This window comes from Streptomyces sp. CA-250714, assembly GCF_050936705.1.
GTDB lineage: Bacteria > Actinomycetota > Actinomycetes > Streptomycetales > Streptomycetaceae > Streptomyces.
In genome coordinates this window covers 3402327-3416891 of record NZ_JBNJMI010000001.1, presented here as the reverse complement: position 1 = coordinate 3416891, position 14565 = coordinate 3402327, and the positions used below count along the sequence as shown (strand labels likewise).

Annotated in this window: 11 protein-coding genes; 10 read left to right on the top strand and 1 reads right to left on the bottom strand. The window is 70.9% G+C overall.

Annotation, left to right across the window (positions count from 1 at the left end; all coding sequences use genetic code 11):
• The first annotated feature begins 72 nt into the window (after positions 1-72).
• The 3 genes from ACQEU8_RS15150 to ACQEU8_RS15140 all read left to right on the top strand — a co-directional run bounded on the left by ACQEU8_RS15150 (position 73) and on the right by ACQEU8_RS15140 (position 5162).
• A complete protein-coding gene (locus ACQEU8_RS15150) occupies positions 73-2412 on the top strand; it encodes a hypothetical protein (RefSeq protein ID WP_433100797.1) in 2340 nt (779 codons plus the stop codon).
• Positions 2413-2592: 180 nt separating this feature from the next.
• Positions 2593-3843, top strand: a complete 1251-nt coding sequence (locus ACQEU8_RS15145; RefSeq protein WP_433102413.1) for a geranylgeranyl reductase family protein — start codon at positions 2593-2595, stop codon at positions 3841-3843.
• A gap of 161 nt (positions 3844-4004) precedes the next feature.
• Positions 4005-5162 carry a hypothetical protein gene (locus ACQEU8_RS15140; RefSeq protein WP_433100795.1) on the top strand — a complete coding sequence of 386 codons (1158 nt, stop codon included), beginning with the start codon at positions 4005-4007 and terminating at the stop codon, positions 5160-5162.
• A gap of 128 nt (positions 5163-5290) precedes the next feature.
• On the opposite strand, the gene ACQEU8_RS15135 is transcribed toward ACQEU8_RS15140, so the two are convergent.
• Positions 5291-6091 (bottom strand): C40 family peptidase, encoded by an 801-nt coding sequence (locus ACQEU8_RS15135; RefSeq protein ID WP_433100793.1) that lies wholly within the window; start codon positions 6089-6091, stop codon positions 5291-5293.
• Positions 6092-6846: 755 nt separating this feature from the next.
• Here ACQEU8_RS15135 and ACQEU8_RS15130 point away from each other — a divergent pair.
• The 7 genes from ACQEU8_RS15130 to ACQEU8_RS15100 are packed head-to-tail and all read left to right on the top strand — an operon-like array spanning position 6847 to position 14494.
• Positions 6847-7206 carry an NADH-quinone oxidoreductase subunit A gene (locus tag ACQEU8_RS15130; RefSeq protein WP_019354165.1) on the top strand — a complete coding sequence of 120 codons (360 nt, stop codon included), beginning with the start codon at positions 6847-6849 and terminating at the stop codon, positions 7204-7206.
• A 14-nt stretch (positions 7207-7220) separates the two neighbouring features.
• Entirely contained in the window at positions 7221-7775 is a 555-nt protein-coding gene (locus ACQEU8_RS15125; RefSeq protein WP_099883410.1) for a NuoB/complex I 20 kDa subunit family protein, read from the top strand.
• On the top strand, positions 7772-8524 hold the full coding sequence (locus ACQEU8_RS15120) for an NADH-quinone oxidoreductase subunit C (RefSeq protein WP_433100790.1): 753 nt from the start codon (positions 7772-7774) through the stop codon (positions 8522-8524). The genes ACQEU8_RS15125 and ACQEU8_RS15120 overlap by 4 nt, the downstream gene beginning before the upstream one ends.
• The gene (locus ACQEU8_RS15115) at positions 8525-9856 is read left to right on the top strand and encodes an NADH-quinone oxidoreductase subunit D (protein ID WP_433100788.1); all 1332 of its coding nucleotides are present in this window, start codon (positions 8525-8527) and stop codon (positions 9854-9856) included.
• Positions 9853-10587: an NADH-quinone oxidoreductase subunit NuoE gene (nuoE, locus tag ACQEU8_RS15110; protein WP_433100786.1), complete on the top strand. Its 735-nt coding sequence runs from the start codon at positions 9853-9855 to the stop codon at positions 10585-10587. Before ACQEU8_RS15115 ends, nuoE begins: the two co-directional genes overlap by 4 nt.
• A 5-nt stretch (positions 10588-10592) precedes the next feature.
• Positions 10593-11981, top strand: a complete 1389-nt coding sequence (gene nuoF, locus ACQEU8_RS15105; protein WP_433102411.1) for an NADH-quinone oxidoreductase subunit NuoF — start codon at positions 10593-10595, stop codon at positions 11979-11981.
• Complete coding sequence (locus ACQEU8_RS15100; protein WP_433100784.1) at positions 11978-14494, top strand: NADH-quinone oxidoreductase subunit G; 2517 nt, start codon at positions 11978-11980, stop codon at positions 14492-14494. The genes nuoF and ACQEU8_RS15100 overlap by 4 nt, the downstream gene beginning before the upstream one ends.
• The last annotated feature ends 71 nt before the right edge of the window (positions 14495-14565 follow it).

The window sequence follows — 14565 nt, the reverse complement described above, 5'->3', positions numbered from 1 at the left end:
GCACCGGCTCCGCCCGCCGCACCCCCCACGTACGTACCCACCCAGACCTCGCTGCCGGCACAGCCCGCCCACGTGCCGCCCCCGCCTGTGCCGCCCGCTGGGCCGACGCCGCTGGGGATGTTCCTGGCCCGGACCGTCAAGGGCGACTGGCTCGGGGCGCTGCGCGTCGCGGGCTGGCCGTTGGGGGTGCTGTTCCTGGCGGCCTGCGTGCTCGGCATCTGGTCCAACGACGACCTCGACGACCTGGACATCGGCTGGGGGACCCGGATGCGGGTCGCGCTGGCCGCGCTGCTCCAGGGCGTCGGCGGCGGGTTCGGCGTCTCCGGCGACCCCGACTACCTGACCGGTGGCACGCGTGTCGCGGGGGAGGGAGAGGTCTCCGGACTGCCGCTGCTGGCAACCGCCGTATGGATCGGCGCTCTCGTCCTCGCCGCCCGCTTCGAGCGGCGCCGGCTGGAATCCGCGCCACCCTCGGCCGGTTTCGAGGCGGCGCTGCGTATCGGCGCGCTGTGCGGAGTCGGCGGGTTCGCGCTGGGGCTGTACGCCTCGCCCTCGTACGAGGGACTGGAGTTGGAGTCCTCGCCCGGACTCACCCTGCTGTGGGCGTTCCTGCTCTCCACCTTCGTCGCGGCGCTCGTGCTGACCAGGGGCGGGACCGACGCCTGGCTGGCCGCGCGGCCCGCGGTGCGCGCGGTGGTGGGCGCGCTGCGGACGGCGGGGCTCGCGCTGGTGTGCGTGATCGCGCTGGCCTCCGTGGTGATGTTCGTCGTCCTGCTGGCCACCGAGGACGAGGTGAGTGCAGGGGACGTATGGGGGCTGGTGGCGCTGCTGCCCAACGTCGGCACGTTCGGGCTCGCGCTGGCCTGGGGCGCGCCCATCGACGTCAAGTGGGACATCAGCCAACTGGACGCGGGGCGCGAGTCGTTCGGCTACTCGGAGCTGAGCGAGCTGGCCCATGGCGACTGGGCGGTGGTGGGCGCGCTGGCCGGCGGGCTGGCGTGCGCGCTGCTGCTGGGCACGCTGGTGGCCCGGCGCAGCGTCGACCGCCGCGAACAGCTGCTCGCCGCCGGGTTCTTCGTCCTCGGCCTGCTGCTGGTCGCCGCGCTGGCCGGGGCGAGCTTCGAGGCCGGCTTCCGCGAGCCGACCGCCGGTGTGGACGACGGCAGCGGCCTCGGTGACGGCTACGGCGACGATTACGGCAGCGACTACGACGGCGATTACGGCAGCGGCTTCGGTGACGGCGGCCGCTTCTACGCCCATGGAGAGGTCTCGGCCGGCATCGCCGAGCTGCTGCTGTTCGCGCTGCTGTGGTCGTACGGCGGCACGCTGCTGGTCCCCTTCCTGCGGGCCCAGTTCGGCAAGGGCGGCCCGGGCGGTACGGGGCTGGGCGGCACCGGCCTGGGCGCGGGCGCCTTCGGCGCGGGCCTCCACGGTCCGGCCTCCCACGGCCCGGCCTCCCACGGCGCGGTCCCGCACGGCCCGGCCGCGTACGGTCCGCCCGCCGCTCCGCCGATGCCGCCCGCGCAGACCCCGCAACCCCCGCAGACCCCGCCGCCCGCGCAGGGCGATGAACCCGGCCCCGCGTACCCCGCCGCCGACGCCGAATCCGGCCCCGACGCCCTCGGCCCTGGCGGAGGCAGCCCGACGCCACCTCCGCAGCGCAACCGTGGCCTCATGTGGGCGGGCCTCGTCCTGGCCGGGTTCCTCGTCGTCGGCGCCGCGGCAGGGGGTGCCGTCTATCTCGCGGGCAGCGACGGCAAGGACGACCGCAAGCCGGCGGCCGAGGAATCCGCGAAGAAGCCCGCCAAGAAGTCCACCGAGGAGCAGCCCGCCGACAACAGCCCGGAGGGGCCGACGCCCGCGCCGTCCGACCCGACCGATCCGTCCGATGATTCCGGCCCGGGCGCCGAATCCGATCCGGACGCGCAGTCGGACGGCTCGCCCGGCACTCCCCAGCGCACCGATCTTCCCGCGGGCTTCACCAGGGCGGACGACCCCAAGGGCTTCTCCGTCGGAGTGATGGAGGGCTGGCAGCGCCGGGCGAAGGGCACCCAGGTCGACTACGAGGCACCCACCGGCGGCGACTATCTGCGCGTCGGCATCATCGAGAACGCGGGCCAGTCGTCGTACGACAACTTCCGCACCCTGGAGAAGGGCGCCGCCAAGCGGGACGGCTACCGGCGCCTCGAACTGACGAAGAACACCTTCAGGGGACGGCCGGGCGCCCGCTGGGAGTTCGTCTACACCTCGGACGACTCGGGCCGCACCATCCACGCCATCGACCAGGCGTACGTCAGCGAGGACGGCACGGAGTACAGCCTCTACGTGGAGAGCCGCTACGACGAGTGGGACCCGGACCGGGAACAGGTCTTCAGCACGGCGCTGAGCACCTGGGACGAGAACGGCTCCTGAGCCGGGGCGGGCGGGGGAGGGGCCGGACGGCGGCGGCCCCTCAACCCCCGCATAGACTGGCGCCGTCAGCACACCAGCCAGCAAGCGGGAGTCCTCGTGGCCGACCCCCAATCGAAGGCGCACTCCGAGTCCAAGGCGCAGCCCCGGCCGGAGGCGGCCGCTTCCGAGCGGTCCGCCGATGTGATCGTCGTCGGCGCCGGACCCGCGGGCTCCACCACCGCGTATCACCTGGCCCGCAGCGGCCTGGACGTACTGCTGCTGGAGAAGACCGTGTTCCCGCGCGAGAAGGTCTGCGGCGACGGCCTCACCCCGCGCGCCACCAAGCAGCTGGTGGCCATGGGCATCGACATCTCCGAAGAGGCGGGCTGGCTGCGCAACAAGGGCCTGCGCATCATCGGCGGCGGCCACCGTCTCCAGCTGCCGTGGCCCGAGCTGGCCAGCTACCCGGACTACGGGCTCGTCCGCAAGCGCGACGACTTCGACGAGCAACTCGCCCGCCAGGCTCAGAAGGCGGGCGCCCGGCTGCACGAGCGCTGCAACGTGACCGACCCGGTCCTGGACGAGCGGACGGGGCGGATCACCGGGGTGCACGCCAAGCTGGGCGAGGAGAAGACGCCCGTCACCTTCCACGCGCCGATCGTGGTGGCCGCTGACGGCAACTCCACCCGGCTGTCCCTCAAGATGGGCCTGCACCGCCGCGAGGACCGGCCCATGGGCGTGGCCGTACGGACGTACTTCACCTCGCCCCGGCACGACGACGATTACCTGGAGTCGTGGCTGGAGCTCTGGGACCGGCGCGGTGCGCAGGACCGGCTGCTGCCCGGCTACGGCTGGATCTTCGGTATGGGCGACGGCACCTCCAACGTCGGCCTCGGTGTCCTCAACACCTCCGCCGCCTTCAAGGAGCTCGACTGGCGCGAGATCCTCAAGGCCTGGTGCGCCTCGATGCCGCAGGAGTGGGGCTACACCCCGGACAACATGACGGGCCCCATCCGCGGCGCCGCGCTCCCCATGGCGTTCAACCGGCAGCCGCACTACACCCGCGGGCTGCTGCTGGTCGGCGACGCGGGCGGCCTGGTGAACCCGTTCAACGGTGAGGGCATCGCCTACGCGATGGAGTCCGGCGTCATCGCCGCCGAGACCATCGTCCAGGCGCACGCCCGTGCGACCGAGGCGCAGCGGGAGCTGGCGCTGCGCCGCTACCCGAAGGTCCTCAAGGACACCTACGGCGGCTACTACACGATGGGCCGCGCTTTTGTGAAGCTCATCGGCAACCCCAAGGTCATGAAGCTCGCCACCGAACGCGGCCTCTCGCACCCGGTCCTGATGCGATTCACCCTCAAGATGCTGGCCAACCTCACCGACCCCTCCGGGGGCGACGCCATGGACCGCATCATCAACGGCCTCGCCAAGGTAACCCCCCGCGCCTGAGCCTCGCGGCTCCCTATCTTCTCGGCAATCGGCGTATGTCCCTTCCGGGCGGTCTCGTGGCACTCTGCCCGCACAGTCGGGACGCGGCCTGGGAGGGCTCGATGGCGGACGGTACGAGGCGGGGCGGCACGGACGGCGCGAGACGGTTAGCGGTGGCGGCCGTGACCGCGGCACTCATGGCCGCCGCGGTGCCGGCGGCGGTGGCGCAGGAACCCACCCCGCACTGGACGGCACAGCGCATGACCGGCCCGGTGGGCTCGATGCACATCGTGACGGGCGCCAATGACCGGGGTCAGGTCGTCGGCTGGGGAGTCACCGGCGACGCGGAGTGGCGCTCGTTCCTGTGGGACGGCACCCGGCTGACGGCGCCGCCGGCCCTTCCGGACGGCACCGAGCCGCAGTTCGAGGCCATCAACGACAAGGGCCAGGTCGCCGGGTACGACAAGCAGCCGGACGGCAGCCGGCGCGCCGTGCTCTGGAGCCCGGAGGGCCGCCCCAGGGTGCTGGGCGCGACGAACATCCTCGGCGTGAAGGATCTCAACGAGCGCGGCCAGGTCCTCATCGACAGCCGTGCGCACCAGCGCGATCTGGTGTGGGACGGCGACCGGCTGCGTACCGTCACTTCGCCGGACCCCGACGACGCCGCAGCGCCCACCCAGGGCTTCCGGCTCAACAACCGCGGCCAGGTCCTGGCGAACACCTACCCCAGGCTGACACCCGCACCGCAGCCCCGTCCCGAGCGCACCTTCGTCTGGCGGGACGGCGCGAGCAACTGGATCCCCGCGCCGCCCGGCACGGAGGGGGAGGAGATCCTGCCCGCCGGGTTCACCGAGCGCGGCCTGTCGGCGGCCGAGGTGGGCAACCCGTTCGACAGCTCGGACCGCCGCCCGTATCTGACCTGGCGGGGGAAGGTCACCCAGCTCCCGCCGCCGTCAGGCAGCGACCACGCCGTGCTCTCCCGACGGCAGGACACCCTCAACGAGCGCGGGGATGCCGTGGGGACGGCGTTCGATCCGAGGACCGGCGAGCGCCGCGCGGTCCTGTGGTCGCACGGGCAGCCGCGGGAGCTGGGCGGCGGGCTGGGCAGCGACACGGAGGCGATCGTGCTCAACGAGCGCGGTGACGCGGCCGGGTGGAGCGAGACGGCCGGCGGCGTCCCGCACGCCGTGCTGTGGCGGGACGGCCGGATGCATGTGCTCGGCACGCCGGAGGGCTACGTCTCCAGCCGGGCGACCTTCGTGACCGAGCGCGGGGACGTCGCCGGGACCGCCATCAGCGAGGCCGGCGATGTGCACGCGTTCCTGTGGCGGCTGCGCTGAGGCTCTGCGCTCGCTTGAGGTCCTGGCGCTGAGATCTGGCGTACGAACGGTGCGAGGAGCCCCGCCGTCCTGGCGGGGCCCCTCGACTGCCGGCTGTGCGGCGTGGCGTTCGGTGCGGCGTCCGGTTCTCAGAGCACGCGGACCGCGCCCGTGGGCTGGTCGTAACTCAGGGGGCGCTCCACGACACCGGTGGAGGAGTTCTGGGCGCCGATGAACTTGCCGCCACCCACGTAGACACCCACGTGGTAGGCGCTGCCCGCGCTGCCCCAGTAGAGGATGTCGCCGGGCTGGAGGTTGTCCAGGGAGACGGGGGTGCCGGTGGTGGACTGCGGCTGCGAGGTGCGCGGCAGGTTGACGCCGACCTGCTTGAAGGCCGCCTGGGTCAGGCCCGAGCAGTCGTACGCGGAGGGGCCGGTGGCGCCCATCACGTAGGACTTGCCGACCTGGGCCCGCAGGAAGTTGAGGAGGGTGGCGACGTTGCCGCCCTGGGGCGCGGAGGCCTCGGGGAGGGAGGCGCGGTCGGCGGAGCGGGAGGCGCGCTCGGTCGTCTGTGCCGCCGCCTTACGGGCGGCTTCGGCCTTGCGCTTGGCCTCTGCCTTGCGCTTCGCCTCGGCCTCGGCCTTCTCCTTGTTCTCCTTGGCCAGCTTCTTGGCCTCGGAGGCCGCGTTCTCCTGCGCCTCCTGGAGGCTGTACTGCTCCGCGGAGTTGTGCAGGGACTCGGCCGCGAGGGTGCTGGAGTCGGCCGTGGACAGGGTGGGCATCTCCACCGTCTCGGCCGGTGCGTTCTTGTCGGCCGCAAGGGCCGGCGCCGCCGCCGCGGTAAGCGCGATGGTGCCCATGACGCCGCCCGTCATGCCCGCACGCAGCGCCGTATTCATCTTGCTGGAGCGGGGCTTTCGGTGGCTGGGTATCTGAGCTTTCGGGGACATGAGGGAATGCCTAGCAGGCTTCAAACGCTTCCCTCAACAATCGTGCGATGCGCCACAGTGACCGTGTACACGGGCACTTGGGCCCTACAGATACTGCTCTGCACCGCTTCCCCGACGTGATCATTGCCCAACTACGGGGCCGTGACCACGTAGTTGTCCGCATTGCCGGAATCCCTTGCGCGCTTACCACGGAGAAATCGAGAGCGCAAAGAAGGCAGCGGCTGCCGGGAATGGGAGTGGCGCAGCTCACATTTTCCCCCGACTCCCGAACTCAACTCTTCGTGCAAAGCGGGCGTTGGGCACCTATCGCCCATCCCGCTCGGTCACGGGCGGGACTCGGCGGGGTCGCGTGGGGGTCTCGGCGCTTGTGCCGGGCTTCACGAGTGCACGATCATCAGTGGTTCGCGCATAGCAGGTGAAACCATCCAGCGCGAATTTGCCTCTGCACCCCCGTGCTTGGTACAGCGACCCGCTCACAACGGGTGTGAGCACGTCTGAATGTGACCTCCAGTGATCATCTGTGGGCTTTGCGTATGAAGATTGCTGCTCATCGGATCGGATGATTGGCCGTCAGGTGGTGGAGATCACAAACCAGTTGGCGCCCCCCCGTGTCGCAGATCACAGAGGGGCGGGCTTAAGATGCCTGCGAACAGGGCTTGTGAACTGCCTCACATAAGAGCGATCTTCGTGGGGGTACGCAGCGGCCCAGCGGTCTGCCGGCAGTCAGAGTCGACGCCTGGAAGGAGACGGGAGCGGTGAACGTCTACACACCAATCCTCGTACTGGGAGCGATCGCGGCCGCGTTCACGGTCTTCTCCGTGGTCGTGGCCTCGATCGTCGGCCCCAAGCGCTACAACCGGGCAAAGCTGGAGGCATACGAGTGCGGCATCGAGCCCACGCCGCAGCCGGCCGGAGGCGGCCGCTTCCCGGTGAAGTACTACCTGACGGCGATGCTCTTCATCATCTTCGACATCGAAATCGTCTTCCTCTACCCGTGGGCCGTCCATTTCGACTCACTCGGGATGTTCGGGCTCGTCGAAATGCTGGTCTTCGTCGCCCTCATCGGTATCGCGTACGCCTACGACTGGCGGCGCGGCGGCCTGGAATGGGACTAGGGGCAGGATAAGCAATGGGACTTGAAGAGAAACTGCCGAGCGGATTTTTGCTCACCACGGTCGAGAAGATGGCCGGGGCGGCACGTAAATCGTCCATGTTCCCGGCGACGTTCGGGCTCGCCTGCTGCGCCATCGAGATGATGACGACCGGCGCCGGCCGCTACGACCTCGCCCGGTTCGGCATGGAGGTCTTCCGCGGCTCGCCGCGCCAGGCCGACCTGATGATCGTGGCCGGCCGGGTCAGCCAGAAGATGGCCCCGGTGCTGCGGCAGGTGTACGACCAGATGCCGAACCCCAAATGGGTCATCTCGATGGGTGTGTGCGCCTCTTCCGGCGGCATGTTCAACAACTACGCCATCGTGCAGGGCGTCGACCACATCGTTCCCGTCGACATCTATTTGCCCGGCTGCCCCCCGCGCCCCGAAATGCTGCTCGATTCGATTCTCAAGCTGCACGAGAAGATTCTGAATTCGAAGCTCGGCGTCAATCAGAAGGAAGCGGCCCGCGAGGCGGAGGAGGCGGCCCTGAAGGCCGTACCGACGATCGAGATGAAGGGGCTGCTGCGATGAACGCCGGCGAAAAGCGTCCCAAGGGGCCCAACGAGAACGACCCCGACCAGCGGGCCGAGGAGTCGCTGCCCGTCCCGCAGGGAGACCCGGGTGAGGTCATCGACGTCCGCCGCGGCATGTTCGGCGCCCGCAACGGCGGCGACACCTCCGGCTACGGCGGCCTGGTACGCACCGTACGGCTGCCCGGCGCGACGCCCCGGCCCTACGGGGGCTGGTTCGACGAGGTGGCCGATGAGCTCGAAGGCGCGCTGGAGGAGCAGGGGCTGGACCCCGCGCACGTCATCGAGCGGACGGTGGTCGACCGCGGCGAGCTGACCTTCCACATCGCCCGTGAGCACCTGCCCCGGGTGGCCCGCACCCTGCGCGACGACCCCGCGCTGCGCTTCGAACTGTGCACCGGTGTCAGCGGCGTCCACTACCCGGGTGACAAGGGCCGCGAGCTGCACGCCGTCTACCACCTGCGCTCGATCACCCACAACCGGCTGATCCGGGTGGAGGTCAGCGCGCCCGACGCGGATCCGCACGTGCCCTCGATCGTCGACATCTATCCGACGAACGACTGGCACGAGCGCGAGACCTACGACTTCTTCGGGCTGATCTTCGACGGCCACCCGGCGCTGACGCGGATCATAATGCCGGACGACTGGCAGGGCTTTCCGCAGCGCAAGGACTATCCGCTCGGCGGTATTCCCGTCGAGTACAAGGGCGCCCAGATTCCGGCTCCTGACCAGCGGAGGTCGTACACCTAAATGGCTTCTACAACCCACGCACCCGCAGGCATTCGGGAGACCACCGAAGGCACCGTCTACGACGTCACGGGAGGGGACTGGGACGAGCTGGCCGCGCACGCCGCCAAGAGCGACGACGAGCGGATCATCGTCAACATGGGCCCTCAGCACCCGTCCACGCACGGGGTGCTCCGGCTGATCCTGGAGATCGACGGCGAGACGGTCACCGAGGCCCGCTGCGGCATCGGCTACCTGCACACCGGCATCGAGAAGAACCTCGAGTACCGGACCTGGACCCAGGGCACCACGTTCGTCACGCGCATGGACTATCTGACGCCGTTCTTCAACGAGACGGCGTACTGCCTGGCCGTGGAGCAGCTGCTGGGCATCGAGGACGAGGTGCCCGACCGCGCCAACGTCATCCGTGTGCTGCTGATGGAGCTCAACCGGATCTCCTCGCATCTGGTGGCCATCGCCACCGGCGGTATGGAGCTGGGCGCCACCACGGTCATGATCTTCGGCTTCCGGGACCGCGAGCTGGTGCTCGACCTGTACGAGCTGATCACCGGGCTGCGGATGAACCACGCCTACATCCGCCCCGGCGGGCTCTCCCAGGACATTCCGCCGGGGACCGTGGACGCGCTGCGCGAGTTCATCAAGAAGATGCGCAAGAACTTGCCGGAGTACGACGCGCTCGCCACCGGCAGCCCCGTCTTCAAGGCCCGGCTGCAGGACATCGGCTATCTGGACCTGGCCGGCTGTATGGCGCTCGGCGCCACAGGACCGATTCTGCGCTCCGCCGGGCTGCCGCACGACCTGCGCAAAGCACAGCCCTACTGCGGCTACGAGACCTACGACTTCGACATCCCGACCGTCGACACCTGCGACTCCTACGGGCGGTTCCTGGTGCGTCTGGAGGAGATGCGCCAGTCGCTGCGGATCATCGAGCAGTGTGTGGACCGGCTGGAGCCGGGCCCGGTGATGGTCGCCGACAAGAAGATCGCCTGGCCGGCGCAGCTCGCCCTCGGCCCGGACGGGCTCGGCAACTCCCTCGACCACATCAAGAACATCATGGGCACCTCCATGGAGGCGCTGATCCACCACTTCAAGCTGGTGACCGAGGGCTTCCGGGTCCCGCCGGGCGAGGCGTACGCGGCCGTCGAGTCGCCCAAGGGGGAGCTCGGCGTGCACGTCGTCAGCGACGGCGGCACCCGCCCCTACCGGGTGCACTTCCGCGATCCGTCCTTCACCAATCTGCAAGCAGTGGCGGCGATGTGCGAGGGCGGCATGGTCGCGGACGTCATCGTCGCCGTCGCGTCCATCGACCCCGTGATGGGAGGCGTCGACCGGTGACAAACGTCGAGATGGGCATCCCCGAGATGCCCGCGCCCGACTACCCCGCCGAGGTACGCGAGCGGCTGGAGGCGGACGCCCGCGAGATCATCGCCCGCTATCCGGACAGCCGCTCCGCACTGCTGCCGCTGCTGCACCTGGTGCAGTCCGAGGAGGGGCATGTCACCCGCACCGGGCAGCGCTTCTGCGCCGAGGTGCTGGACCTGACCACGGCCGAGGTCAACGCCGTCGCCACCTTCTACTCCATGTACCGCCGCAAGGCGTCCGGCGACTACCAGGTGGGGGTGTGCACCAACACGCTGTGCGCCGTCATGGGCGGCGACGCCATCTACGCCTCGCTGCGTGAACACCTGGGCGTGGGCGATGGGGAGACCACCGAGGACGGCAAGGTCACCCTCGAACACGTCGAGTGCAACGCGGCCTGCGACTTCGCGCCCGTCGTGATGGTCAACTGGGAGTTCTTCGACAACCAGACCCCCGACAGCGCCCGCGCCCTCGTCGACGACCTGCGCGCGGGCCGCGAGGTCACCCCCACCCGCGGCGCCCCGCTGTGCACCTTCAAGCAGACCGCGCGGGTGCTGGCGGGCTTCCCCGATGAACGGCCCGGTGCGGTCGAGGCGTCCGGCAGCGCGGGTCCCGCCACGCTGGCCGGGCTGCGGCTGGCCAAGGGAGAGAGCACCCCTGGCGTCATCGCCCCGCGCGGAGCGGTATCCGACGAGGAGGGGAAGTGACGACGGTGACACACGACGGCGGACAGGACGAGACCTCCCAGCACCTGAGCCACAGCAGCGCCGACCCGCAGAAGCTGCTGACCCCCGTACTGTCCGCGCACTGGGACGAGTCCGACTCCTACACGCTGGCGGGCTACCGCCGGCACGGCGGCTACCAGGGGCTGCGCAAGGCGCTCGCCATGGACCCGGACGACCTGATCGCCTACGTCAAGGACGCGGGCCTGCGCGGCCGCGGCGGCGCCGGCTTCCCCACCGGGATGAAGTGGCAGTTCATCCCGCAGGGCGACGGCAAGCCGCACTATCTCGTCGTCAACGCCGACGAGTCGGAGCCCGGCACCTGCAAGGACATCCCGCTGCTGTTCGCCAACCCGCACTCCCTCATCGAGGGCATCGTGATCGCCTGCCATGCGATCCGCTCCAGCCACGCCTTCATCTATCTGCGCGGCGAGGTCGTGCCCGTACTGCGCCGGCTGCATCTGGCCGTACGCGAGGCATACGAGGCGGGCTATCTCGGCCCGGAGGCGCTCGGCCCCGGCAAGGGCCTCGAACTCACCGTGCACGCGGGCGCCGGCGCCTACATCTGCGGTGAGGAGACCGCGCTCCTCGACTCGCTCGAAGGCCGCCGCGGCCAGCCCCGGCTGCGGCCCCCCTTCCCGGCCGTCGCCGGCCTGTACGCGTGTCCCACAGTGGTGAACAACGTCGAATCCATCGCCTCGGTTCCCGCTCTCGTCGACAAGGGCAAGGACTGGTTCCGCTCCCTGGGCAGCGAGAAGTCCCCCGGCTTCACGCTCTACTCACTCAGCGGCCACGTCGCGCGCCCCGGCCAGTACGAGGCACCGCTGGGCATCACCCTGCGCCAGCTCCTCGACATGAGCGGCGGCATGCGGCCGGGCCACCGGCTGAAGTTCTGGACACCCGGGGGATCCTCCACGCCGCTGCTCACCGACGAGCACCTGGACGTCCCCCTCGACTACGAGGGCGTCGGCAACGCCGGATCCATGCTCGGCACCAAGGCGCTCCAGTGCTTCGACGAGACCACCTGCGTGGTGCGGGCCGTCACCCGCTGGACCGAGTTCTACGCACACGAGTCCTGTGGCAAGTGCACCCCCTGCCGCGAGGGCACCTACTGGCTCGTCCAGCTGCTCCGTGACATCGAGGCGGGCAAGGCGGGCCACGCCGATCTCGACAAGATCGCCGACATCGCCGACAACATCAACGGCAAGTCCTTCTGCGCCCTCGGCGACGGCGCGGCGTCCCCGATCTTCTCGTCGCTGCAGTACTTCCGCGACGAGTACGAAGCCCACCTCGCGGGCCGCGGCTGCCCCTTCGACCCCGAGAAGTCCACCGCGTGGGCCGATGGCCCAGGCTCCGCTCACCTGGAGGTGAACGCGTGACCGTCACCACTGCTGGCACCTCCCAAGGAGGAGGGGAGGTCGCCCCGCCGCCCGAAGACCTCGTGTCGCTGACCATCGACGGCGCCCAGATCTCCGTCCCCAAGGGCACGCTGGTGATCCGCGCGGCCGAGCAGCTCGGCATCGAGATCCCCCGCTTCTGCGACCACCCGCTGCTCGACCCGGCGGGCGCCTGCCGGCAGTGCATCGTCGAGGTGGAGGGCCAGCGCAAGCCGATGGCGTCCTGCACCATCCAGTGCACCGACGGCATGGTCGTCAAAACCCATCTGACCAGCGATGTGGCGAGCAAGGCGCAGCGCGGCGTGATGGAGCTGCTGCTGATCAACCATCCGCTGGACTGCCCCGTCTGCGACAAGGGCGGCGAGTGCCCGCTGCAGAACCAGGCGATGTCGCACGGCAACGCCGACTCCCGCTTCGAGGGCAAGAAGCGCACCTTCGAAAAGCCGGTGGCCGTCTCCACCCAGGTGCTGCTGGACCGGGAACGCTGCGTGCTGTGCGCGCGCTGCACCCGCTTCTCCAACCAGATCGCCGGCGACCCGATGATCGAGCTGCTGGAGCGGGGCGCGCTCCAGCAGGTCGGCACCGGTGAGGACCAGCCCTTCCAGTCGTACTTCTCCGGGAACACCATCCAGATCTGCCCGGTCGGCGCGCTCACCTCGGCGGCCTACCGGTTCCGTTCCCGCCCCTTCGACCTGGTCTCCTCACCGGGCATCTGCGAACACTGCGCGGGCGGCTGCGCCATCCGGCACGACCACCGGCGCGGCAAGGTCATGCGGCGGCTGGCCGAGAACGACCCCGAGGTCAACGAGGAGTGGCTGTGCGACAAGGGCCGCTTCGCGTTCCGCTACGCGCAGCGCCCCGACCGGCTGCACACCCCGCTGGTCCGCAGCGAGGACGGTGAACTGGCGCCCGCCGGCTGGCCCGAGGCGCTGGAGGCGGCAGCCCGCGGACTCGCCGGGGCGCGGGGCCGCGCGGGCGTGCTGACCGGCGGCCGGGTCACCGTTGAGGACGCCTACGCGTACGCCAAGTTCGCCCGGGTCGCGCTGCGCACCAACGACATCGATTTCCGCGCCCGGCCGCACTCCGCCGAGGAAGCGTCCTTCCTCGCCTCCCATGTGGCGGGCCACGGCCGCGATCTGGACTCCACAGGAGTCACCTACACGGCACTGGAGGCCGCGCCCGCCGTGCTGCTGGCCGGTCTCGAGGCCGAGGAGGAGGCGCCCGGCGTCTTCCTGCGACTGCGCAAGGCCTGGCGCAAGCACGGGCAGCGCACCTTCGCGCTGGCGACCCACGCCACCCGCGGTCTGGCGAAGGCGGGCGGCACGCTGCTGCCCGCGGCGCCCGGCACCGAGACGGAGTGGCTGGACGCGCTCGCGGGCGGCGTCGGACTGGACGAGCTGGGGGCCGCGGCAGCCGAGGCACTGCGCGGCGAGGGCTCGCTGATCCTGGTCGGCGAGCGGCTGGCCACCGTGCCGGGTGCGCTCACCGCCGCCGTACGCACCGCCGTCGCCACCGGCGCCACGCTGGTGTGGGTGCCGCGCCGCGCGGGCGAGCGGGGCGCGGTGGAGGCCGGCTGTCTGCCGGGGCTGCTGCCCGGGGCGCGGTCGGTCCAGGACGCCGAGGCACGGGCGGAGGTCGCCCGCGCCTGGGGCGTCGCCGAACTCCCCGCGCAGCCCGGCCGCGACACCTCGCAGATCATCGAGGCGGCGGCCGAGGGCGAGCTCGCCGCGCTGGTCGTCGGCGGGGTCGGCATCGAGGACCTGCCTGATCCGGCCCGGGCCCGGCAGGCGCTGGAGGCCGTCGGCTTCCTGGTCAGCCTGGAGCTGCGGCCCAGCGCCGTGACCGAGCTGGCCGATGTGGTGCTGCCCGTCTCGGCCACCGCGGAGAAGTCGGGCACCTTCCTCAACTGGGAGGGCAGGCTGCGGTCGTTCGAGGCGGCGATAAAGCCCGACCAGATGACGCGCCGCCACGCCCAGCCCGACGGCCGGGTCCTGCACATGCTCGCGGACGCGCTCGACGTACACCTCGGACTGCCGGACGTCCGCATGGTGCGCGGCGAACTCGACCGGCTCGGTCACCGCCAGGGCGGCACCCGGGCGACCGCGGCCGTCCCGGCGGCCCGCACCGTGCCGCAGCCGGAGGCGGGCGAGGCCGTGCTGTCCGGGCACCGGCTGCTGCTCGACCAGGGCCGGCTCCAGGAGGGCGACGAGGCGCTGGCCGGCACCCGGCACCGGGCGCTCGCCCGGCTGTCGGCCGCGACGGCGGACGAGATCGGCGTCAAGGACGGCGACGTACTGGCCGTCACCGGTCCACGCGGCGAGGTCCGACTCCCGCTCCAGGTCACCGAGATGCCCGACCGCGTCGTATGGCTGCCGCTCAACTCGCACGGCTCCGGCGTACCGGCCGACACCGGCGCGGGCCTCGGCGAGCTGGTGAGGATCGCGCCCGCGGCCATGGGCACCGTCGACCGGGGAGACGGGGAGGTGGAGGCGTGAGGGATCGACGTAACGGCGAGGTCGCCCTGCCCGCACCGGCCGCAGGCCCGGAATTCGCCGTGTCCGCCAAT

Excerpts from the sequence above, each read along its gene's own strand:
- ACQEU8_RS15135 (WP_433100793.1), bottom strand. The coding sequence starts at position 6,091 with ATGTCCCCGAAAGCTCAGATACCCAGCCACCGAAAGCCCCGCTCCAGC.
- ACQEU8_RS15125 (WP_099883410.1), top strand. The coding sequence starts at position 7,221 with ATGGGACTTGAAGAGAAACTGCCGAGCGGATTTTTGCTCACCACGGTC.
- ACQEU8_RS15120 (WP_433100790.1), top strand. The coding sequence starts at position 7,772 with ATGAACGCCGGCGAAAAGCGTCCCAAGGGGCCCAACGAGAACGACCCC.
- ACQEU8_RS15115 (WP_433100788.1), top strand. The coding sequence starts at position 8,525 with ATGGCTTCTACAACCCACGCACCCGCAGGCATTCGGGAGACCACCGAA.